This window comes from Phenylobacterium terrae, from assembly GCF_042681205.1.
Taxonomy (GTDB): domain Bacteria; phylum Pseudomonadota; class Alphaproteobacteria; order Caulobacterales; family Caulobacteraceae; genus Phenylobacterium; species Phenylobacterium terrae.
The window spans coordinates 97,425-117,668 of the sequence record NZ_JBHUEY010000001.1 but is presented as its reverse complement, the minus strand read 5'-3'; the positions used below and the strand labels follow the sequence as shown (position 1 = coordinate 117,668).

Annotated in this window: 15 protein-coding genes; 8 read left to right on the top strand and 7 right to left on the bottom strand. The window is 71.3% G+C overall.

Annotation, left to right across the window (positions count from 1 at the left end; genetic code table 11):
- Nucleotides 1-59 precede the first annotated feature (59 nt).
- Nucleotides 60-3,035 carry a TonB-dependent receptor domain-containing protein gene (locus ACFSC0_RS00585; RefSeq protein ID WP_377281291.1) on the bottom strand — a complete coding sequence of 992 codons (2,976 nt, stop codon included), beginning with the start codon at nucleotides 3,033-3,035 and terminating at the stop codon, nucleotides 60-62.
- 229 nt (nucleotides 3,036-3,264) lie between these two features.
- Between ACFSC0_RS00585 and ACFSC0_RS00580 the strand changes: the two genes are divergently transcribed.
- Both ACFSC0_RS00580 and ACFSC0_RS00575 read left to right on the top strand, forming a co-directional pair.
- Complete coding sequence (locus tag ACFSC0_RS00580; protein ID WP_377281292.1) at nucleotides 3,265-4,728, top strand: MFS transporter; 1,464 nt, start codon at nucleotides 3,265-3,267, stop codon at nucleotides 4,726-4,728.
- 73 nt (nucleotides 4,729-4,801) lie between these two features.
- A complete protein-coding gene (locus ACFSC0_RS00575) occupies nucleotides 4,802-5,428 on the top strand; it encodes a TetR/AcrR family transcriptional regulator (protein WP_377281293.1) in 627 nt (208 codons plus the stop codon).
- On the opposite strand, the gene ACFSC0_RS00570 is transcribed toward ACFSC0_RS00575, so the two are convergent.
- Complete coding sequence (locus ACFSC0_RS00570) at nucleotides 5,378-6,265, bottom strand: TetR/AcrR family transcriptional regulator (protein WP_377281294.1); 888 nt, start codon at nucleotides 6,263-6,265, stop codon at nucleotides 5,378-5,380. The two genes, ACFSC0_RS00575 and ACFSC0_RS00570, sit on opposite strands and share 51 nt — an antisense overlap.
- Nucleotides 6,266-6,405: 140 nt before the next feature.
- On the opposite strand from ACFSC0_RS00570, the gene ACFSC0_RS00565 reads away from it, so the two are divergent.
- Nucleotides 6,406-7,617, top strand: coding sequence for an acyl-CoA dehydrogenase family protein (locus ACFSC0_RS00565; protein WP_377281295.1), 1,212 nt, complete (start codon nucleotides 6,406-6,408; stop codon nucleotides 7,615-7,617).
- A 9-nt stretch (nucleotides 7,618-7,626) separates the two neighbouring features.
- On the opposite strand, the gene ACFSC0_RS00560 is transcribed toward ACFSC0_RS00565, so the two are convergent.
- Nucleotides 7,627-7,965 carry a winged helix-turn-helix transcriptional regulator gene (locus tag ACFSC0_RS00560; RefSeq protein ID WP_377281296.1) on the bottom strand — a complete coding sequence of 113 codons (339 nt, stop codon included), beginning with the start codon at nucleotides 7,963-7,965 and terminating at the stop codon, nucleotides 7,627-7,629.
- 111 nt (nucleotides 7,966-8,076) lie between these two features.
- Between ACFSC0_RS00560 and ACFSC0_RS00555 the strand changes: the two genes are divergently transcribed.
- On the top strand, nucleotides 8,077-8,979 hold the full coding sequence (locus ACFSC0_RS00555) for an NAD(P)-dependent oxidoreductase (protein ID WP_377281297.1): 903 nt from the start codon (nucleotides 8,077-8,079) through the stop codon (nucleotides 8,977-8,979).
- Nucleotides 8,980-9,001: 22 nt separating this feature from the next.
- Here the strand turns inward: ACFSC0_RS00555 and ACFSC0_RS00550 are convergent, their stop codons facing one another.
- Nucleotides 9,002-10,210, bottom strand: a complete 1,209-nt coding sequence (locus ACFSC0_RS00550) for a thiolase family protein (RefSeq protein WP_377281298.1) — start codon at nucleotides 10,208-10,210, stop codon at nucleotides 9,002-9,004.
- Nucleotides 10,207-11,772 carry an AMP-binding protein gene (locus ACFSC0_RS00545; RefSeq protein WP_377281299.1) on the bottom strand — a complete coding sequence of 522 codons (1,566 nt, stop codon included), beginning with the start codon at nucleotides 11,770-11,772 and terminating at the stop codon, nucleotides 10,207-10,209. Before ACFSC0_RS00545 ends, ACFSC0_RS00550 begins: the two co-directional genes overlap by 4 nt.
- A gap of 77 nt (nucleotides 11,773-11,849) precedes the next feature.
- Here ACFSC0_RS00545 and ACFSC0_RS00540 point away from each other — a divergent pair, with 77 nt between their 5' ends.
- Nucleotides 11,850-12,689, top strand: a complete 840-nt coding sequence (locus ACFSC0_RS00540; RefSeq protein ID WP_377281300.1) for an alpha/beta fold hydrolase — start codon at nucleotides 11,850-11,852, stop codon at nucleotides 12,687-12,689.
- Nucleotides 12,690-13,013: 324 nt separating this feature from the next.
- On the opposite strand, the gene ACFSC0_RS00535 is transcribed toward ACFSC0_RS00540, so the two are convergent.
- Both ACFSC0_RS00535 and ACFSC0_RS00530 read right to left on the bottom strand, forming a co-directional pair.
- The gene (locus ACFSC0_RS00535) at nucleotides 13,014-15,293 is read right to left on the bottom strand and encodes a TonB-dependent receptor (RefSeq protein WP_377281301.1); all 2,280 of its coding nucleotides are present in this window, start codon (nucleotides 15,291-15,293) and stop codon (nucleotides 13,014-13,016) included.
- Nucleotides 15,294-15,464: 171 nt separating this feature from the next.
- A complete protein-coding gene (locus ACFSC0_RS00530; protein WP_377281302.1) occupies nucleotides 15,465-16,373 on the bottom strand; it encodes a LysR family transcriptional regulator in 909 nt (302 codons plus the stop codon).
- Nucleotides 16,374-16,596: 223 nt separating this feature from the next.
- Here ACFSC0_RS00530 and ACFSC0_RS00525 point away from each other — a divergent pair, with 223 nt between their 5' ends.
- From ACFSC0_RS00525 to ACFSC0_RS00515, 3 genes are read left to right on the top strand one after another with little or no spacing between them, the layout of a single operon-like run.
- A complete protein-coding gene (locus tag ACFSC0_RS00525) occupies nucleotides 16,597-17,775 on the top strand; it encodes a CaiB/BaiF CoA transferase family protein (protein ID WP_377281303.1) in 1,179 nt (392 codons plus the stop codon).
- Complete coding sequence (locus ACFSC0_RS00520) at nucleotides 17,775-18,917, top strand: 2-hydroxyacyl-CoA dehydratase (protein WP_377281304.1); 1,143 nt, start codon at nucleotides 17,775-17,777, stop codon at nucleotides 18,915-18,917. The genes ACFSC0_RS00525 and ACFSC0_RS00520 overlap by 1 nt, the downstream gene beginning before the upstream one ends.
- Nucleotides 18,914-20,215, top strand: a complete 1,302-nt coding sequence (locus tag ACFSC0_RS00515; RefSeq protein WP_377281305.1) for a 2-hydroxyacyl-CoA dehydratase — start codon at nucleotides 18,914-18,916, stop codon at nucleotides 20,213-20,215. The genes ACFSC0_RS00520 and ACFSC0_RS00515 overlap by 4 nt, the downstream gene beginning before the upstream one ends.
- The last annotated feature ends 29 nt before the right edge of the window (nucleotides 20,216-20,244 follow it).

The window sequence follows — 20,244 nt, the reverse complement described above, 5'->3', positions numbered from 1 at the left end:
ACGGAAAGTGCGCGCACAAAGGCGAGGGCGGAGGCGTTGCGCCCCCGCCCCCGGCCGGCTCAGAACCGCTTGCGCAGGGTCAGCCGGTAGACGCGGCCGAGGGGGTCGGCCGTGTAGGTGTTGTAGGCGAAGTCCAGCCGCGCGGCCGGCGGATCGCGGTCGAACAGGTTGAGGACGCCGAAGGTGGCGGTCGTCTCCCAGGGCAGCTCGACGCGATAGATCAGGTCGACGGGCACGTAGGCGTCGATCTTCTCGCCGAACCGGTTGGTCGCGGTCGGCGGGAAGACGTTCGCGCGGTTGTCGATCATCCCGTCCAGGTAGCGCACCGAGAGCCGCAGGTTGTGCGGCCCGCGGGCGTACTGGATGTAGGCGTTCGCCTTCCAGCGCGGGATGGCCGGCCCCGCGTTCATGGTTCCGGCGATGTCCTCCGCCGGTTGCAGCTCGATGCCTTCGGAGAAGAAGGCCGAGGCCTCGTACTTGATGATGTAGTTGAGGTCGCCGCCCACCTGCACCTGGCCGCCCAGGATCTCCGGCAGGCCGAGGCTCCAGGTCGCGTCCACCCCGCGGATCTTGTAGTCGCGGGCGTTGGTGTAGAGGTTCTTGGTCCTCAGCAGGTTGGCCAGGCCGCAGGTCGCCGGATCGCCCACGCCGCCGGTGAAGGTGAACCGCTGCTGCAGGTTCCACCACGGGTCCTGGGGATTGGACGTGCAGTGGTTCGGGCTGTTGAGCGAGGGCCCGAAGAAGGCGTTGATCATCGAGGCGGCCGTGTCCCGCTCGATCGCCCCCTCGAAGTCGATGGCGTAGTAGTCGACCGTCGCGCGGAACGAGCCGACGTCGACGATCGCGCCCACGTTGTAGGTCGTCGCCGTCTCCGGCTCGAGGTTCGGGTTGTTGTAGATGTCGATGGGCCGGAAGGCGCCCAGTTGCGAGACCACCCCGCCGCTGGTCAGGAAGTCGTCGCCCAGGTTGGTCAGGTCCGGCGACTTGAAGGTGGTGCCGATCGAGCCGCGCAGGGTCAGGAAGTCGGTCGCGTCCCAGCGGATGGCCAGCTTGGGGTTGGTGGTCGAGCCGATGTCGCCCAGGTCCTCGTGGCGGACTGCGACCTGCGCCTCCAGCCGGTCGGTGACGGGGATCTTCAGCTCGCCGAAGAAGGCCCAGACCTCGCCTTCGAGGTCCCAGGGCTTCTGGGCGCCGAAGAAGGTGAGCACGCCGGTCGGGGTCGTGCAGCTGGTCACCCCAAGCATCGGGCAGGGGTTCTTCAGGATGTTGGTGGCGTCGGGCAGGTCCTTCTTGTCCTGCTGCCAGCGGTACTGCGCGCCGGCGGCCCAGGAGATCGGCTCGTCCGACCACAGCCGCCAGGGCAGCTCGCCGTTCAGGACGACGTTGGCCTCGAAGATCCGCGACCATTCATAGAAGGCGTAGGGGTTGGCCTCCAGGTAGCGGATGACCTCCTCGCTGTTGGCGACCCGCGGGTCGAGGGCCAGCGCCTGCTGGTACTGCGGATTGGCCACATGGGTGTGGGCGTTGCCCGGCATGCCCGTGGAGAAGGGGTTGAACCACAGGCAGGGACCCTGGCCCGGGGTGCTGGTGGCCGGGTTCGTCCCGCCCGGCGTGCAGCCGAAGCCGCCCAGGCCCAGGAGGGCGTACTGCAGGTTGGGGACGGTGATCTCGGAGGTGATCCGCTCGTTGGTCTGCTCGGCCCAGGTGGCGTTGACCTCGTAGTCGATCCCGAACGCCAGGGGCCCCGAGAGGCCGCCGGAGACGCGCTTCAGGTGCATCTCGCGCCGGGAGTGGAATCCCTCGCCCGTCAGCGGGTTGCCGCTGTAGCCGTACGGGCGCCAGCCGGCGTTGGAGGTGAGCACGCCGTTGGCCCGGATGTTGGCGAGCTGGGCCGCGGAGAAGGCGTTCGGGTTCAGCGCCAGCAGCGCCTGCAGGCCGGGGTGGTCGGGCGGGATGTAGTAGCCGCGCGCGCCTTCCGTCCCGGCCGGGGCCGGGAAGGGGTTGTTGCCGCCGGCGGTGACGGCCAGCGGGTAGTTGCTGGGCGCGTAGCTCGGGTTCTGGACTTCCCTGGGCACCACGTGGCCAGCGGCGAGGGCCTCCAGGTGCAGGCGGTGTTCGTCCGCCACGAAGAAGTTCACCTCGCCGTAGACCTGGTAGCCGTCGATCTCGTCGACCAGGTTGTTGAACGGGCCCTGGTAGAACTGGCAGCGGGCCGAGTTGCCCGTGCCGGTCAGCACCCCGCCGAGCGCCAGGCAGCCGGGGTCGACGAAGCCCTGGTTGAAGCCGGCGACGGTGCGGGTCGGGCCGGTCAGGTAGGCCCCGGGGCTGCCGTTCGCCGACCAGCCCGACTGCGGGTTGACGGTGAGGGGATAGAGGCCCCAGTCGCGCTCGTCCTGCTGCAGCACCGAGCGGTGCTTGTAGCCGGCGGTGAGCAGCACGTTGCCCCACTCGCCGACCTTGCCCCAGGCGATGTTGGCGCTCCAGTCGCCCGCCGACTTGCGGATGGCGTTGTAGGTGGCGTCGATCTCCAGGCCCTCGAAGTTGGACTTGGTGATGTAGTTCACCACCCCGGCGATGGCGTCGGAGCCGTAGGTCGCCGCCGCGCCGTCGGTGAGCACCTCCACCCGCCCGATGGCGGCGGTGGGGATCATCGCCACGTCGACGCCGCTGCCGGCGGACTGGACGATGGGCAGCCGGTGGCCGTTCAACAGCACCAGGGTGCGCGAGGCGCCGAGGCCCCGCAGGTTCACCGTCACCGCGCCCGAGTTCTGGCCGTTGATCCGGTTGGCCTCGCCGACCGTGTTGGACACCGCCGGCAGGTTCTTGACGAACTCCAGCGGCGTCGGGTCGCCCCGCTTCTGCAGCTCGGCGCTGGAGAAGACCTGCACCGGAATCGCCCCGGTGGGCGCGCCGCCGATCAACGTACCGGTGACGACCACCTCCTCGACCTCGGCCTGAGCGTGGGCCGGGGCCGCGGCCAGCATTGCGGTCAGCGCCAGCGCGGAGGCGCCGGCGGCCAGGTGTGAGCTTCGCATCAGTTTCACCCTCCCGAGCGCCTCTCGGCGCAGCTTCTCCCAACCCGGCGGTCTTGAGCGGACCGCCGGTTCGCCGCGCCTCAGGACGACGCAGGCGTTGTAATTGATAAAACGACTAGTACGCTGTTTATGCCGAAACGCAAAGCCGAAGCGTCGTAGAACGCAGGAGTTGCTGACAAGCGCTCTAGTTGTGAGATCCGGCCATTGCGCCGCGACGGGAGGGAAGAGGATGGCGGAAGCGACAGGGGAGGGCGGCCGCGCGGGCGTGGCGGGCGGCCTGCGGCTGAGGACCTCGGACAAGCTGCTCTACGGGGTCGGCGCCACCGCCAGCGGGGTGAAGGCGCGGGGCCTGAGCGCCTTCCTGATGCTGTTCTACAACCAGGTCGTGGGCCTGCCGGCCGCCTGGGTGGGGGCGGCGATCATGATCGCCCTGGTGTTCGACGCGATCGTCGACCCGCTGGTCGGCCAGGTCTCGGACAACCTCCGCACGCCCTGGGGGCGGCGCCATCCATTCATGTACCTCTCGGCCATCCCGCTGGCGCTGACCCTGTTCCTGCTCTGGAGCCCGCCGGGGATGTGGTCGAAGGAGGCGGTGTTCGCCTACATGCTGGCCGTCACCCTGACGGTGCGCTTCCTCGACACCTTCTTCGAGCTGCCGCACACGGCCCTGCTGGCCGAGCTCACCCGGGACTACGACCAGCGCACGACGCTGGTGGCCTTCCGCGCCTTCTTCCGGATCGCCGGCGGGCACCTGATGACGCTGATCACCTACAAGTTCTTCCTGCAGCCGACGGCCGAGTACCCGGTGGGCATCCTGAACCGCGACGGCTACGCCCAATACGGCCTGTTCGCCGCTCTGCTGGTGCTGTTCACCATCCTGGTGTCGACCGCCGGGACCCACCGCTTCATCCCGCACCTGCACCGGCCGGCGAAGCGCACCGCCAAGCTCGGCGAAATGGCGCGGGAAGTGGCGCACACGCTGAGCAACCGTTCGTTCGCCATCCTGCTGGCGTCGGGGACGCTGCTGGCCATCGCCACCGGCCTGAAAGGGGCGCTCGAGCTCTATTTCGAGGCCTATTTCTGGGAGTTCACGCCCGACCAGCTGGCGCTGATCACCGGCGGGGGGATCGTGGCCTCGGCGCTGGGGGTCACCCTTGCGCCGATCGTCTCGCGGACGCTGGGCAAGAAGCGCGGCGCGCTGATCGTCTGGACCATCTCGCTGACGCTGGCCTCGGCGCCGATCGCCCTGCGGCTGGCCGGGCTGATGCCGCCGAACGGCTCGGACGCGCTGCTCTACATCATGATCGGCGAGAGCGTGTTCCAGGGCACGGCGGCGCTCACCACCGGCATCCTGCTCTCCTCGATGCTGGCCGACGTCGTCGAGGACAGCGAGGTGCGCACCGGGCGGCGATCGGAGGGACTGCTGTTCTCGGCCGACAGCCTGCTGAAGAAGACCGTGTCCGGTCTCGGCGTCTTCACCTCCGGCCTGCTGCTGACCTTCGTCGGCTTCCCGCAGGACGCCAAGCCCGGCCAGGTGGACCCGGAGGTGATCCGCAACATGGCCGCGGTCTACCTGCCGATCGTCATCACCCTCTACCTGGCGGCCATCGCGACGCTGTTCGCCTTCCGGCTCGACAAGAGCGCCCACGAGGAGAACCTGCGCAAGCTCGCCTCAAGTCCGGGGGCGGTCTAAAGGTTTCGGTTCGAACCATGATCGACGAGCCGAGGCTGATGAGCACCACCTTCGCCCCGAGGCTGGCGCGCGCGTGACCGCCGTCCGCAAGCGGCTGCGGCGGGGGCGCCGGCTGGCGCCGGAAGCCCGGCGGGAGACCCTGCTGGAAGTGGCCGGCGACCTCGTCCTGGAGCAGGGCTTCCTGCCGATCGGCGTGCAGGACCTGGCGGACGCGGCCAAGGTCAGCAAGGCGCTGGTCTACCGCTACTTCCCGGAGCCGCACGATCTCTACAACGCGCTGGTCGAGCGCGGATTCGACGAGCTGCTGGCGGCGGGGCTCGAGTCGGCGGCGGGGCGGACGGACCTGGCGGACGCGGCCACGGTGGCGGCCGACCTCTACTTCCGGCGCGTCGTCCAGACGGGGCCGGTGATCCACATCATCCTGCGCGACCGGTTCATGGCCGGGCGGCTTTCGGCGCGGGCGGCGGCGGTGCAGGGCCGTATCGCCCGGCGATTCGCGCGGGGCCTGCGGCGCGAGTTCCAGCTTCCGCTGCGCGAGTGCGTCGCCTGCGTCAGCCTCGGCATCACCCTGCCGGAGGAGTGCGGCCGGCTGGTCTACCAGGGCGAACTGGACGAGGAGCGCGGCGCCGAGGTCTGCCGCGAACTGGTCCTAGGCGTCATCGACGCCGCCCGGCGCCGCGGGGCGGAAGCGCGCCGCTAGCCGCCGGTTGCCGGTCTCGACGATGTCGGCGGCGAGGGCCTCCGCGTCCGGCAGGTCGAGCCGCCCGCGCGCCAGAAGCCGCCCGGCCCGCAGCACCAGGCTGGTCAGCACCGTGGTCGCCGCGCGGGCGACGTCGTCGGGCACCCGGTGGCTGCGGCTGAAGCGGTCGGCGACGATGGCGGTGTTGGCCGCGCGCAGGGCCCGCTGCTCGCGGCGCAGGCCGCGCCGGACGGCGGGGGCGCCCTGCAGGGTCTGCAGCAGCACGCCGCGTTCGGCCACCTGGCGCAGGTAGGTGACGGTCGACAGCCGCAGCCGGTCGGCGGGGCGGGTGGCGGTCTCGACCTCGGCGACCTGGGCCGCGCGGACGGCCTGCAGCTCGCGGCGGGCCAGCTCCACCAGCAGGTCGTCCACCGTGGGGAAGAAATGGTAGGCGCGCGGCGCCGTCACCCCGGCCTCCCGGGCCAGACGCTTGATGCTGAGCGCGTGCAGGCCCTCGCGCAAGATGATCTGGGCGGCCACGTCCAGCAGGTGGGCGCGGCGGTCCTCGAAGGCGAGGCGGGCGCGCGGCCGGCGGGTGACCGATCGCCCCGGGACGATCGGGACCGTCTCGCCCACCCCTTCCGGCGCCGGCGGCAGGGCCGGGGGGAGCGGGGCGCGTCCGGCCCTCGCCTTGGCCCAGTGGCCGCGCGTCGGGTAGGGGATGGCGGTCCGGTCGCAGATCTTCGCCAGGCCGCTCGCGCTGACGCCGAACTCGCCCGCGACCTTGGACAAGGGCTCGCGCCAGACCCGCTCGAAGAGCTCGGCGCGGGTGAGTTCCGTCGGCGGCGAGGCGCGCATGCGGCCCTCCTTTCCCGGCCAGCATAGCGGTGTCGCCGCAAGGCTCAACGCAGGCCCAGGATGCCCGTCGCGCCGCTGACTTGATGACATTCGCACCAATTACTATAGGGTAGGCTGCCGTTGCGGAACAGGATGGACAGATGCAGGCGCCCGTATCGACTCGCGACGCGCTCGAGGCCTTCCGGCTCGAGGCGCAGGCCTGGCTGCAGGACAACTTCCCCAGCGCGCTGGCGGGCCGTGCGCCGCAGTCGGGACAGGCCGAGCCGGACGAGGCGGAGTTCGGCCTGTGGCGCGCTCGCCTGTGCGCCAAGGGCTGGGGCACGCCCACCTGGCCGGCGGCCTACGGCGGCGGCGGGCTCACGCCCCAGGAGGCCCGGGTCCTGCGCGAGGAGATGCGCAAGGTCGGGGCCTGGAACCCGATCGGCTGGAGCATGGGCGTGCGCATGCTGGGCCCGACCCTGCTGGAATACGGGACCGAGGCGCAGAAGCAGCGGCACATCCCGCCGATCACCCGCGGGGAGACCCGCTGGTGCCAGGGCTACTCCGAGCCGAACGCCGGGTCGGACCTGGCGTCCCTGCAGACCCGGGCCGAGGACAAGGGCGACCACTTCCTGGTCAACGGCCAGAAGATCTGGACCTCCGGCGCCCAGTACGCCGACTGGTGCTTCTGCCTGGTGCGGACCGATCCGACCCGCAAGCACGACGGCATCTCCTTCCTGCTGATCGACATGCGCTCGCCGGGGGTGGAGGTGCGGCCGATCCTGCTGATCGCCGGCCGCTCGCCCTTCTGCGAGACCTTCTTCACCGACGTGAAGGTGCCCAAGGAGAACCTCGTCGGCGAGCTGAACGGCGGCTGGACCGTGGGCAAGCGGCTGCTGCAGTACGAGCGCCAGCGCAACGAGGACGCGCCCCGCCGGGCCACCGAGCAGCGCCCGATCGAGGAGGTGGTGGCCGAGTACGTCGGGCGCGACGCGGCCGGCCGGCTGGCCGACGCCGACCTGCGCATGCGGCTCGTGCGGCACGCCATGGAGCGCCAGGCCTTCAACCTCACCATGCAGCGGACCATCGCCGAGGCGTCCGGCGGCGGCCCCACGGCGGCGACGTCGATCCTGAAGAACGTCTCCTCCCTGCTGGTGCAGGAGCGGGCCGAACTGCTGGTCGAGGCGATGGGGGCCCAGGGCCTCGGCTGGGACGGCGAGGGCTTCACGCCCGAGGAGCTGGCGTGCGTGCGCGAATGGCTGTCCGGCAAGGCGAACACCATCTTCGCCGGCTCCTACGAGATCCAGAACAACATCATCGCCAAGCGGATCCTCGGCCTGCCTGAGCCCGGACGGGCGGCGGCGGCCGGCTGAGCGGGGCCGTCAGCCGGGGTAGCGGCCGTGCGCCTTGGCGTAGAGCTCGCCCCAGTCGGCCATGGGGCCGAGGGCTTCGTTGAGCCGGCGTCCCCAGTCGGTGAGTTCGTACTCCACCCGCGGCGGCACCTGGGGAAAGACCTCGCGCAGGACGAGGCCGTCCCGCTCGAGCTCCCGCAGCTGCTGGATCAGCATCTTCTCGCTGACGCCTTCGATCGCCCGCCGCAGCTGGGCGAAGCGCCGCCGCCCGTCCCGCAGTTCCCAGAGGATCACGGCCTTCCACTTGCCGCCGATGACCTCGAAGGCCGGGCCGATCCCGCAGGCGTAGCTGGTCGCCGGTTTCGCCATCACCGCCTCCTGGGTGCTTACCAGGTGGTAAGTACCTGACATTTCAGTCTGTTCTTGTGGTTACGACAGCTGCTCCCGATCTGCCAAGCACCTTGATGAAGGAGCTGAGCAATGACGGATGTGACGGTGATCGGGCTGGGTCAGATGGGGGCGGCGATCGCCCGGCTGCTGTTGCGGGCCGGCAGGTCGGTGACGGTCTGGAACCGGTCGGCGGAGCGGGCCGCGCCGCTGGAAGCCGAGGGCGCGGCGCGCGCCGGCGACCCCGCCGCGGCGATCGCCGCCAGCCCGCTGGTGTTGATCTGCCTGGCGGACCAGGCCGCGGTCCGCGGCGTGCTTTCCGCGGAGGGGCCGGCTGCGGCGCTCAAGGGTCGCACGGTGGTCGACCTCGGCACCACCGGTCCGGAGGAGGCGCGGGCGGCGGCGAGGTTCCTGGAGGACCGCGGCGCGCGCTACCTCGATGCGGCGATCCAGGCGGCGCCCGCGCAGATGGGCGCGCCCGACACGCCGATCCTGGTGGCCGGGCCGAAGGCCACGTTCGAGGCGGCTGAAGCGGAGCTTCGCATCCTGGGCGGGGCGCTGATCTGGCTGGGCGAGGCGGCGGACGGGGCGGCCTACATGGACCTGGCGACGCTCTCCTACGTCTACGGCGCCTTCGCCGGCTTCCTGCAGGGGGCCAGGATCGCCGAGACCATGGGCCTGCCGGTGGACGCCTTTGGCCGGATCGTCCAGACCATCTCCCCGAGCTTCGGCGGCTTCTTCGCCCACGAGGGGGCGGTGATCGCCTCCGGCGACTTCGCGGTGAGCGAGAGCCCGATGCGGATCTCCCTGCCGGCGGTGCGGCGGATCGCCGACGTCTCGGAGGACCTCGGCCTGGACGCCGAGCTCCCGCGCCTGATCGGCGGCTGGCTGGCCGAGGCGGAGAGGGCCGGCCTCGCCGACGAGGAGCTGGCGGCGCTGATCAAGGTCCTGCGCGCCCGGAGCGCCGGGCCGCAGCTGCGGGCGGCAGGGACCTAAATCCGCCGGCGCGCGGCGGGCGTCAGCGCTGGGAGACCTCGACGACCGCGGCCATCGAGGAGTCGCCCGCCGCGCAGCCCTGGAAAAGGCCGATCCCGCCGCCGCGGATGGCCAGCTCCTCGATGAGCTCGACGATGGCCCTGAGGCCCGTCGGGCCCTGGGGGTGGCCCCAGATCAGCGAGCTGCCGTAGTTGTTCATCGCCATCACGTCGGCGCCGGTGGCCCGGGCGAAGGCGATGTCGTTTACGGCGAAGGGGTTGTGGGACTTGATGGCGACGACGTCGGCGAGGCTCACGCCGGCGTGGTCGAGGGCCTTCTGGGTGGCGGCGATGGGCGCCTCGGGCATGAACTTCAGCTCGGCGCGGGCCTGGCCGAAGCCGCGCAGGGTGACGCGGATGGCGGGGTCCGTGGAGAGTTCGCGGGCCCGCTCGGGCGTGGTGAGGATCAGGCCCACGTTGCCGTCGGCCGGGTGGGTCTGGCCGCCGAAGGTGACGGTGCCGTCCGGTTGGACCGGCTTCAGGCGGGCCAGCGCCTCCTTCGAGGTGGCGAAGACGCCCTCGTCGCCGGCCAGCACCGCGTCCTCGCCCTTGAAGTTGTGCTTGGGCACGCTGAACGGCAGCGTCATGTAGCGCTTCTGGAAGGCGTGGTCGTCGGCCAGCGCGTCCTGGTACTGCTCGTAGCGGCGCAGGACGACCTCGTGCTGCTCCTCGGTGGTGATCTGGTACTTGCGGGCCACGTTCTCGGCGGTCTCGAGCATCGAGTGGCCGGCGATGGCGTCGTTCATCATGTTGTAGGTGACCTGGTCCTCGGACTGGCCGTAGCCGCCGGGGCCCTTGGGCGCGGGGTAGTAGATGTGCGGGCCGTTGGAGCAGCGGTCGGCGGCGATGATCAGCGCCTGCTCGGCCATCCCCAGCTGGATCTCCGAGGCCCCGGCGAACACCACGCGGGCGCCGGTGGCGCAGACCTGGGTGATCATGTGGCCTGGCGTGCGCGTGGCGCCGATCTCGTAGAGCGGCCAGGGGGCGCCGTAGAACGACTGGTACTGGGTGTTGGTCATCCCGAAGACGCCGGTGTCGAAGCTTTCGGGGTCGATGTTCCGGCGGGCCAGCTCGCCCTTGGCGACCCAGGCGGCGAACTTCATGGCGTGCAGGTGCTGCAGGGCGCCCTGCCACTTGGCGAAGGGGGTGGACCAGTAGGCGCCGTAGGGGATCTCGACCCGGTCGAAACTCAAGAGGAATACTCCGTCTGGGGGGCGGCGAGGGTGCGCCGCAGGATGTCTTTCTGGATCTTGCCCGAGGCGGTGCGCGGCAGCGCCTCGACAAAGCGGATGCGGGCGGGCCGCTTGTAGCGGGCGAGCCGCGCGTCGCACCAGGCGAGCAGGTCGGCCTCGGTCAGGGCGGCGCCGGGGGCGAGGACCACGAAGGCGCAGCCGCATTCGCCCCAGCGCTCGTCCGGACAGCCGACGACGGCGGCCTCGGCGACCGCCTCGTGGGCGATCAGCACGGCCTCGACCTCGGCCGGGTACACGTTCTCGCCGCCGGAGATGTACATGTCCTTCCAGCGGTCGACGATGAAGTAGAAGCCGTCGGCGTCGCGGCGGGCCGCATCGCCGGTGCGGAACCAGCGGCCGGAGAAGGTCTTGGCCGTGGCCTCGGGCTGGTTCCAGTAGCCGGGGGTGACCGAGGGGCCGGAGAGCCAGATCTCGCCCACCTCGCCGTCGGGCGCGTCGCGGCCGTCGGGCCCCACGATGCGGATCTCAACGGCGGGCGAGGGCACGCCCACCGAGCCCAGCTTGGTCCGGGCGAGGGCGGGGTCCAGCGGCATGCCCAGGATGGTGCCGTTCTCGCTCATCCCGTAGCCGTTGGAGGGGCGGATGCCGGCTTCGGCCAGGGCGAGGGTCAGGTGGTCCGGCATCGGCGCGCCGCCGGTGAAGAACTTCAGGCCCCGGCAGGCGGCGGGGTCGAAGGCGGGGGCGTCCAGCAGCGACTGCACCATCTGGGGCACGCAGAAGTAGTGGGTGATCGCGAGGTCCGGGTCGGCCAGGCGCCGCGCGGTCAGGTCCGGCTGGAAGGCGGCGGTGAGGTTGACGGTCGCGCCGGCCAGCAGCGAGCCGTGCATGACCGCCAGCAGGCCGACGACGTGGAACAGGGGCACGTCGCAGAGCTGGGCGTGCCCGGCCGTCAGCTCGCCGACGAAGGTGTAGTTCATCGCCGAGTAGAAGGCCGTCTTCGGCGTGACGATCACCCCCTTGGGCCGGCCGGTGGTGCCGGAGGTGTAGAGCAGCATGGCCGGGGCCAGCGGATCGATCGGCGAGGGGGCCGCCGGCCGGGCCGCCGCCAGGGCGTCCGCGAAGGCGTCGGTCTCGCCGATGCGGAACAGGCGCGGCTGGGCGCGGCCTTCCAGCGCCTGCATCAGCTGGGGCTCGAACTCGGCGGCGTAGACGATCACCTCGGGCGCCGAGTCCTCGACGAGGACGGCCAGCTCCGGGCCGGAGAGGCGCCAGTTGAGCGGCACGAACACCGCGCCCGCGCGGGGGCAGGCGTAGAACAGGGAGACGTGGTGGACGCTGTTGCGGGCGAGGACCGCGACACGGGCGCCGGGGCTGACGAGGCTGCGCAGCAGCGCCTCGCCGCGGCGGACCTCGGTCTCGAGATCGGCGTAGGCGAGCGCCCGGCCGGTGGTCAGGTCGCGCAGGGCGGTGGTGGTCGGCCGCAGGGCGGCCTGGCGGCTGATCGGGTCGCGCGCGAGCCAGCCCAGGTCGGCGCCGGCGTCTTGCGGGACTTGCGCGGTCATCGGAGGCTCCAGGGCGCGTTCGCTTGCCCAGATTGTTTGTAAGACATACTAATCCGACAGGCAACAAGGAGCGGCGGATGGTGGGCGATATGGCGGGCGCGCGGCGGGTGCGCTTCGAGCTGCCCGGCCGCGGCGGGGCGGTCGCGGGGCTGGAGTTCGGGCCGGCGGAGGAGCCGGTGCGGCTGGTGTTCAGCCACGCCAACGGGTTCAACGCGCGGACGTACGCCGGGGTGCTGGCGGGGCTCGGGGTGCGCTGCCTGGCGGTGGATGCGCGGGGGCATGGGCGGACGCAGCTGCCGACGGTCGCGGAGGGGCGGCGGACCTGGGACGACATGAAGGACGACCTGGTCGCGCTGGTTGAGTCGCTGGATCTGCGGGACGTGGTGCTGGCGGGCCACTCGATGGGCGCGACGGTGAGCGTGCTGGCCGCCGCCGAGGCGGGGGCGCGGGTGCGCTCGCTGCTGCTGCTGGAGCCGGTGATCATGGCGCGGGATGCGACCGGGGAGCCGGCGGAGTCGCCGCTGGTGCAGGGGACGCTGCGCCGGCGGGCCAGGTTCGAGAGCCGGGAGGCGGCGTTGGCAGGGTTCGTCGGCCGCGGGCCTTTCAGGGCCTGGAGCGAGGCGATGCTCGCGGACTACCTGGGCGATGGGCTGCGGGAGGCGGACGACGCCGTGGAGCTGGCCTGCGCCCCGGCGTGGGAGGTGTCCAACTACCTCGCCCAGGCGCACGACGTGCGAGCGGCGCTGGGTCGCGTTACGGCGCCGGTGCGGATCCTCAAGGCGGAGACCGGCTCGACGTGCCGGCTGGAGGCGGCGCCTGGGCATGTGGAGATCACCATCGTCCCGGGCACGACCCATTTCCTGCCGATGGAGCGCCCCGACGTCGCCGTGGAGGCGCTGAAGGCGGCGCTCGCCTGACCCTCCCTTCCTCCCCTGCGAAGCGGGGGAGGGGGACCACCCGCCGAAGAGCGGGTGGTGGAGGGGGCGAGCCGCCTGCGCGGCGGAACTGCGGATTGGAGCGATCCAGTGCGCCGCGCCTGCGGCTTGCCCTTTCCACCCCTCGCTCTTCGCTCCGCTCGGCGAGCGGTCCCCCTTTCCCATGAATGGGAAAGGAATGAGGCGGGAAGGGGCGGCGAGGCGCCCTTCCGCAACCTGCACTCCAGCCCGTTGCGGTGGTGCGGACCCAGCGGGATGGGTGGCCGGCTTGAAGCCGGCCATGACGAGGTGGGGGAAGGCGCTCCCCTAGAACTTCCGCGCGAGCGTGGCGCCCCAGGTCCGCGGCGGGCCGTAGGCGGCTTCCTTGAGCCCGAAGGCGGCCGAGGAGGCGTTGCCGGAGACCTTGACCTGCTCGTCGCCGAGGTTCTCGCCGAAGATGGAGACGCGCCAGAGCTCGTCCGGGGAGTCCCAGGCGACCCGGGCGCTGAGCAGGGTGTAGGGCTTCTGCGAGAGCTCGGGATCGTTGGCGATGTCGTTGTAGATGCGGGAGAAATAGGCCGCATCGGCGCGGAAGGTGAAGGCGCCCGTATCCCCGAGGTCGAGGCGGTACTGGATCCCGGCGTTGGCGGTCCACTCGGGCGCCTTGACCAGTTTGTGGGACAGGGTGATCGGCAGGATCTGGGTGGGGCCCAGGCCCTGGCCGATGGCGGTGTACTCGTGGTCGAGGTGGCCGACGGCCATGTTGATGTCCAGGCCGGGGACGGGCCTGGCGAACAGCTCCACCTCGAACCCCTTCAGCTCGGCCTCGGCGGCGTTGGCGACGAAGTTGCGCGGCGTCTGGTTCACCGTCAGCTGGATGTCCTCGTAAGTCGACCAGAAGGCGGCGGCGTTGACGATCAGCCGGCGGTCGAACCAGCTGGTCTTGGCGCCGGCCTCGTAGGTCCAGATGGTCTCCGGCTCATACGCGGTGACCTCGGTCTCGTCGGCGAGCGGGCGGGCGTTGAAGCCGCCGCTCTTGAAGCCCTTGCCGGCCGACACGTAGAGCATCACGTCCTCGGTCGCCTTGAACTCGGCCCCGACCTTGGGCGTGAAGGAGTCCCACTCGCCCGAGCGGGAGGTGTTGGCGACCACGAACCCGTCCCAGATGCGGCGGTGGTCGAGGTAGTAGGTCTTCTCGTCCCGGTTCCAGCGGGCCCCGAGCGTCAGGCTCAGCTGGTCGGTCACCGCGAAGCTGCCCTGGGCGAAGGCGGCGAGGGTGGTGTTCTCCACCTCGGTCAGGATGTTGACCGACGGCGAGAAGGGCGGGGCAGTGGCGAGCGGCGGCTGCAGGCCGAGCGCCAGGTGGGCGTAGCCTTCGTCGCGGCCGTCCTCGGTGAAGTAGTAGAGGCCGGCGACCCAGGTCAGCCGTTCGTCGAAGGACAGGCCCGAGAGCTGGAACTCCTGCGAGAACTGGCTCTGCTTGTCGTAGTTGAAGGTGTGCCGGAAAACGTAAGGGGTGTTGTCGCCGTCGCGGGCGAAGGCGGCCTTCAGGTGGCGGTAGGCGGTGATCGACTTGAAGTCGACCGCGCCCAGGCTCCAGTCGACCGTGCCGGAGACGCCCCAGGTGTCCAGGTCATTGACGTTCGGCCCCGTGCCATAGGTGGCGTACGGGTCGCCGGTAATCCAGGACGGGTTGATGCCGATCTGTCCGTCCGGCGCGCGGATCGGCAGGGTCGGGGCGACGAAGCGGTTGTAGTTGAGGAGGAACGGCGCGCCGTTGAAGCCGGGGCGGTTGCCGGCCACCAGCAGGGTGTTGGGCGCCGAGTGCTCGCGGGCCCGGGTGTAGTCGCCGGCGAGGTTGACCTCCAGCGCCTCGGACGGGGTCCAGCGGACCTGCAGGCGGGCGGCGTCGGTGTTGCGGTCGCCCAGGTCGTCGCCAGTCAGCAGCCGCTTGGCGTAGCCGTCGCGGTTGAGGCTGGCGACCGACAGGCGGGCGGCGAGCTGATCGCCCAGCGGCACGTTGATGTAGGCCTTGAAGTCCTGTCGGTCGAAGCGGCCGATGGTGACCTCGCCGCGGCCGCTCAGTTCGTTCGTCGGCTGGGCGGAGGTGACCAGGACGGCGCCGCCGATGGTGTTCTTGCCGAACAGGGTGCCCTGCGGCCCGCGCAGCACCTCGATCCGCTCCACGTCGAAGGCGTCGAGCATGGCCCCGATGGAGCGGGCGAAGTAGACGCCGTCGACGTAGACGCCGACGCCCGGGTCGCTGAACAGGGCGAAGTCGTTCTGGCCGACGCCGCGGATGAAGACGGTGGCGTTGTAGTTGCCGCCGGAGAGCTGGGCGGCGTTGTCGAAGCGGATATTCGGGGCGAACTTGGCGACCTCGGCGATGTTCTCGACGCCGCGGGCCTCCAGGGCCTGGGCGCTGAGGGCGGTGACCGCCACGGGGGTGTCCTGCAGGCTCTCCTCGCGCCGGCGGGCGGTGACCACCACCTCCTCGATGACCGCCGGCTCTCCGGCCTGGGCGAATGCCGCGCCGCCGTACGTCGCGCCGCTGAGGGCCGCCGCGCCGGCCAGCAGCCGCAGCGCAAGCTTCGAACGCTCTCTCATACCTTCCTCCCCGCATGAGCCCGGTCGAAGCTGGGCTTTGGAGAATGGTATGCGATACATACTGTTCGGGAGACAGCGGGAGATTCGAACCAGCCGTCAAAAATCGCCGGTCTGCGACTTTGAGGTCACATAGGAAATGAGCCCTCTCCCCGCGATGCGGGGGGAGGTCTTTCAGGCCACGGCCCAGCGCATGCGGGGGGCGAGCTCGGCGACGAGGCGGCGCAGTTCGGCTTCCACGGCGTGAGCGGCGAGCGTCGGCGGGCGGTCGAGGGCGTGGACGAGGACCATGTCGCGGGCCGGCGTCGGCGCGGGCAGGCTGCGGAAGGCCAGGACGCCGCGGGCCGCGTCGGCCTCGATGGAGGAGTAGGGGAGGATGCAGAAGCCCATGCCGGCGGCGACCATCTGCAGCATGGCGGGCAGGCAGTCGACCTCGGCCACCAGCTGGCCGGCCGGATCGCCGACGATCGCCTCGAGGGTCTTGCGCGAGCGGTTCGAGCCGGTGGGGGCGATCAGCGGCAGCGAGGCCAGCAGCTGCGCGTCGAGGGGCGGCAGGGCGTCGATGGCGGCGGCCGAGCCGATGAGGCCGAGCGGCTCTTCGAGAAGGGGCGCGGCGGCGAGGGGGCCGAGGGAGCGGTCGTTGTGCAGGATGGCCAGGTCGATCTCGCCGGCCAGGGTGCGCTGGTGAAGCCCGCCGCTGAGGGCGTCGATCAGCCGGAGGCGCACCTTCGGGTGCTTCTGGCGGATGCGGGGCAGCAGGCGCGGGTAGAGGGCCGTGGCCAGGGAGCTGGGCGCGCCGAGGGTGACGGCGCCCACCGGCTCGTTCTCCAGCGCCTCGATGGCCTCCTGGGCCTGCTGGACGTCGCGCAGGATGCGGCGGGCGCTCTCCAGCAGCGACTGGCCGGCCGGGGTGAGGGTGACGCCCCAGGCGTGGCGGACCAGCAGCGGAGCGCCGAGCTCGGCCTCCAGGGTCTTCACCTGGCGCGAGAGGGCCGGCTGGGCGATCCGGATGATCGAGGCGGCCTTGGACAGGCTCTGGGCCTCGGCGATGCGCACGAAGTTGGAGAGATGCGCGAGGTTCATTTCTCACCGTCATCGCCGGAGGCCCGCGCCAGCGGGCTGGAGAGCCGGGCCCCAGAGAGGGCGAGCGCTGCATCTGGGTCCCGGATCGGCCCCGCGGGCCGTCCGGGATGACGGGGCTGGTTCATGTTCGCGCTCCCATGCCGATCGGGCATGGCAGAGTGCCGCGTTATGTCTTGGACGCAAGAACGTCGTCCGATGAAACTTCGCCTTCAGGGGAGAGACGATGAGAGCACTCGACGGGATCAAGGTCCTGGACCTGACCCACGCCCTGGCCGGGCCGTTCTGCACCTACCAGCTCCAACTGCTGGGGGCGGAGGTGATCAAGGTGGAGAAGCCGGGCGTCGGCGACGACTTCCGCGACTTCGCCCGCATCCCCGGCTGGGACGCGAGCCCGTCCTTCATCTCCGTCAACGGCGGCAAGAAGTCGGTGACGGTGAACCTGAAGAGCGAGGCCGGCCGCGAGGTGGTGCGCAAGCTGGCCGAGACCGCCGACGTGGTGGTGGAGAACCTGCGGCCCGGCGCGGCGCGGGAGATGGGCCTGGGCTTTGAGGACCTGAAGGGCGTCAACCGCAAGCTCGTCTACTGCTCGATCTCCGGCTTCGGCCAAAGCGGCGAGATGAGCCGCTGGCCGGCCTACGACCACACCATCAAGGCGATGAGCGGGATGATGTGGGACGGGGGCGACGACGTCCCCACCCAGGCGCGCGGGTTCAGCGTCGACTGCTTCTCCGGCTACGTGGCCTTCGCGGCGATCCTCTCGGCCCTGCTGCGGCGCGAGCGGACGGGCGAGGGCCAGCTGCTGGACGTGGCCATGCTGGACGCCAGCTTCGTGCTGATGGGCGTCGGCATGGTGCGCCAGCTGATCACCGGCGACGACGTCTCGCCGATCCAGCCGATCGCCCACGACCGGCCGACGGTGGCGCCCTACCGGACCCGCGACGGCTGGATCTGGCTCTCGGGCAACTTCCAGAACCACTGGGAGGCGCTGTGCAAGGTGATCGGCGCGCCGGAGCTGCTCTCCGACCCGCGCTTCGCCGACGTGAAGAGCCGCAACGCCCACACCGCCGAGCTGAAGGCGGCGCTCGCCGACAAGCTGAAGGACTTCTCGGCGGCGCAGCTCGAGAAGGACCTGATGGCCGCCGGCTGTCCGGCGGCCCAGGTGCGCACCAGCCGCGACGCCCTGAAGATCCCGACGCTGGCCGAGCGCGGGATGCTGGCGCCCAGCCAGGCGCCGGGCGGGCGGGACATCACCCTGATCAACGCCGGCTTCGTCACGGATGCGGACGGGCCGGGCCTCTCCGGTCCGGTGCCCGCCTTGGGGGCGGACACCGAGGCGGTGCTGAAGGGGCTCGGCTACGGCGCGGCGGACACCGCGCGGCTGAAGGCGGAGGGGGCGGTCTGATGGGGTTCGAACGGCTCGCCAGGGCCTACGCCGAGCGGCTGGGGCCGGCCCGCGCGGCGGCCGCCAGGGGCGACAAGGTGGTCGGGCTGGTCGGCGCCGCGATCCCGCGCGAGCTGGTGCTGGCCTCGGGGCGGACGCCGGTGCTGGTGACCGCCGAGCTGGAGCGGCCGATCCCGACCGCAGAGCACTACATCGACCCGGTGGTCGCCCCGGAGATCCAGGCGCTGTTCGAAGCCGCCGTCGAGGGCGAGTTCGAGTTCCTGGACCTCCTGGTGATCTCCCGGCCGTACGCGCAGCTCTACTATTACCTGAAGGAGATCTACCGCCTCGGCCGGGCGCCCAAGCTGCCGCCGCTGGCGATCTACGACCTGATCCAGAGCCGGCGTGAGGCGGTCAGGGCCTACAACCTCGGGCGCACGCGGGCGCTGGCCGAGCGGCTGGCGCGGGAGGCGCCGAGGGCCATCGACGAGGCGTCGCTGGGCGCGGCCATCGCCGAGGGGAACGCCGTGCGCGCGCTGCAGCGGAGACTGCAGGCGCTGCGCTGGCAGGGGCGGGTGAGCGGAACCGAGGCGCTGCAGGCCCTGGGCGCGGGCTGGTTCGTCTCGCCGAAGGAGTATGCGGCGGCGCTGGAGGCCTGGCTCGGCCAGCTCGACGGCGCGCCGGCGCGGAGCGGGACGCGGGTCGTGGTCTCAACCGCCGAGCCCTTCACCCACACGGGCCTGCACGAGGCGCTGGAGGGCGCCGGAATGCTGGTGGTGGCCGAGGACGACGCCTTCGGCTCGCGCGCGGCTGGGGAGGATGTCGGCACGGGCGGGGACCTGATCGAGGCGATCGCCGAGAAGGTCTGGCTGGACGTGGCGACGCCGGCGGTGAACCCCTACGAGGACCGCGAGGCCTGGTTCCGGGCGCAGGCGGCGCGGCCGGACGTGGAGGCGGTGGTGTTCTACGTCCCGCCCTCGGACCGGCAGTTCGGCTGGGACCTGCCGCGGCTGGCCCACTTCGTCGCGGGCCTGCCCAAGCCCGCGCTGCTGGTGCGCGAGGACGCCGCCGATCCGGCCGGCCGCGCCGCCATCTCGGCCAAAGCCGCCGAGTTCCTGAGGGCCCCGAGCCTCAAACCCGCCCTGCCGGAGCTGGTCCGATGAGCGCCGACGACCGCGAAGCCTCGCGCGCCCGCCACGAGGCGCTGACCCAGCTGCAGGTGAGCCGCAGCTTGCGCGCCTACCAGCGCGACTGGTTCGCGGGGCTGCGCCAGCAGGTATTCGAGGAAGGCCGGCCCTACGCGATCGCCTCGGCGCTGGTCCCGCACGAGATCTGGGAAGCGCTCGACATCCCGTTCATCACCGACGTCTGGTATTCGGGACTGGTGGCGGCGCGGCGGCAGTCCGGCCACTACTCGGACTTTCTGGGCAGGCAGGGCTACCACGAGGGCCTCTCCCGCTACGGCGCGCTGACGCTGGGCGTGCTGCTGGACGAGGACAATCCGGACAAGCCGTGGGGCGGCCTTCCCAAGCCGTCGCTGGTCTGCACGGGGGCCGGGGACCGATCCGGGCGGCTGATCGCCGACTACGCCGGCTGCCCCTACGTGCCGCTGGAGATGCCGAGCCTCAACACCCTCCATCCGGAGTGGTGGAAGATGAGCCGCTGGCAGTGGGAGGACCTGGACGAGACCTTCCGCATCGACCTGATGGCGGCCCAGTTCGAGGAGCTGATCGCGGTCTCCGAGAAGGTCGCCGGCAAGAAGCTCGACCGCGACCGGCTGGCCGAGATCGTCGCCCGGGTGAACCGCCAGGAGGAGTACTTCGACGAGGTGCGCGAGATCATCATCGCCGCGCCCAAGCTGCCGGCGCGCCTGGGCGAGGTGATGAGCCAGGTGATGGGCATCCAGTGGCACCGGGGCACCGAGTGGGCGCTGGAGCAGGCCAGGGCCTTCCGCGACGAGGTCAAGCAGCGCGCCGAGACCGAGCAGTGGGTCTGCCCCAACGAGCAGTTCCGGCTGATGTATGTGGGCCAGGGGCTCTGGCAGAACCTCGACTTCTTCACCGAGTTCGAGGAGCGCTACGGGGCGGTGTTCGTGCGCTCGAACTACCTGTCCATCGCCTCGGACGGCTACCTGCGCTACGGCGGCCGCGATCCCGTCCGGGCGCTGGCCTCGCGCTACTGCACCATGAGCGAGCAGATGCACATCCCGGGCCTCGGCAGCGCCTGGGCCATCGAGGAGGCGCGCCGCCACCGGGTGGACGGGGGCCTGGCCATCGAGGGCTGGTGGGGCGGGCGGATGATCAACGTCGCCCTCGAGGAGGCCGGCGTGCCGGTCCTGAATTTCCCGGTCGACGCGGTCGACGCCAACACCTGGGACCAATCGAAGATGTGGAGCCTGGTGGGCGAGTTCATCGAAACCCGCGTCGCGCCGGCCAAGGCGAGGAGAACGAGTACCGCGTAACGGGCTGAACAACACAACAACGGGGGCCG

What these genes read in the sequence shown, in the direction of transcription:
- ACFSC0_RS00585 (WP_377281291.1), bottom strand. Translation starts at nt 3,035, where the DNA reads ATGCGAAGCTCACACCTGGCCGCCGGCGCCTCCGCGCTGGCGCTGACC.
- ACFSC0_RS00580 (WP_377281292.1), top strand. Translation starts at nt 3,265, where the DNA reads ATGGCGGAAGCGACAGGGGAGGGCGGCCGCGCGGGCGTGGCGGGCGGC.
- ACFSC0_RS00570 (WP_377281294.1), bottom strand. Translation starts at nt 6,265, where the DNA reads ATGCGCGCCTCGCCGCCGACGGAACTCACCCGCGCCGAGCTCTTCGAG.
- ACFSC0_RS00565 (WP_377281295.1), top strand. Translation starts at nt 6,406, where the DNA reads ATGCAGGCGCCCGTATCGACTCGCGACGCGCTCGAGGCCTTCCGGCTC.
- ACFSC0_RS00560 (WP_377281296.1), bottom strand. Translation starts at nt 7,965, where the DNA reads ATGGCGAAACCGGCGACCAGCTACGCCTGCGGGATCGGCCCGGCCTTC.
- ACFSC0_RS00555 (WP_377281297.1), top strand. Translation starts at nt 8,077, where the DNA reads ATGACGGATGTGACGGTGATCGGGCTGGGTCAGATGGGGGCGGCGATC.
- ACFSC0_RS00545 (WP_377281299.1), bottom strand. Translation starts at nt 11,772, where the DNA reads ATGACCGCGCAAGTCCCGCAAGACGCCGGCGCCGACCTGGGCTGGCTC.
- ACFSC0_RS00540 (WP_377281300.1), top strand. Translation starts at nt 11,850, where the DNA reads ATGGTGGGCGATATGGCGGGCGCGCGGCGGGTGCGCTTCGAGCTGCCC.
- ACFSC0_RS00535 (WP_377281301.1), bottom strand. Translation starts at nt 15,293, where the DNA reads ATGAGAGAGCGTTCGAAGCTTGCGCTGCGGCTGCTGGCCGGCGCGGCG.
- ACFSC0_RS00530 (WP_377281302.1), bottom strand. Translation starts at nt 16,373, where the DNA reads ATGAACCTCGCGCATCTCTCCAACTTCGTGCGCATCGCCGAGGCCCAG.
- ACFSC0_RS00525 (WP_377281303.1), top strand. Translation starts at nt 16,597, where the DNA reads ATGAGAGCACTCGACGGGATCAAGGTCCTGGACCTGACCCACGCCCTG.
- ACFSC0_RS00520 (WP_377281304.1), top strand. Translation starts at nt 17,775, where the DNA reads ATGGGGTTCGAACGGCTCGCCAGGGCCTACGCCGAGCGGCTGGGGCCG.
- ACFSC0_RS00515 (WP_377281305.1), top strand. Translation starts at nt 18,914, where the DNA reads ATGAGCGCCGACGACCGCGAAGCCTCGCGCGCCCGCCACGAGGCGCTG.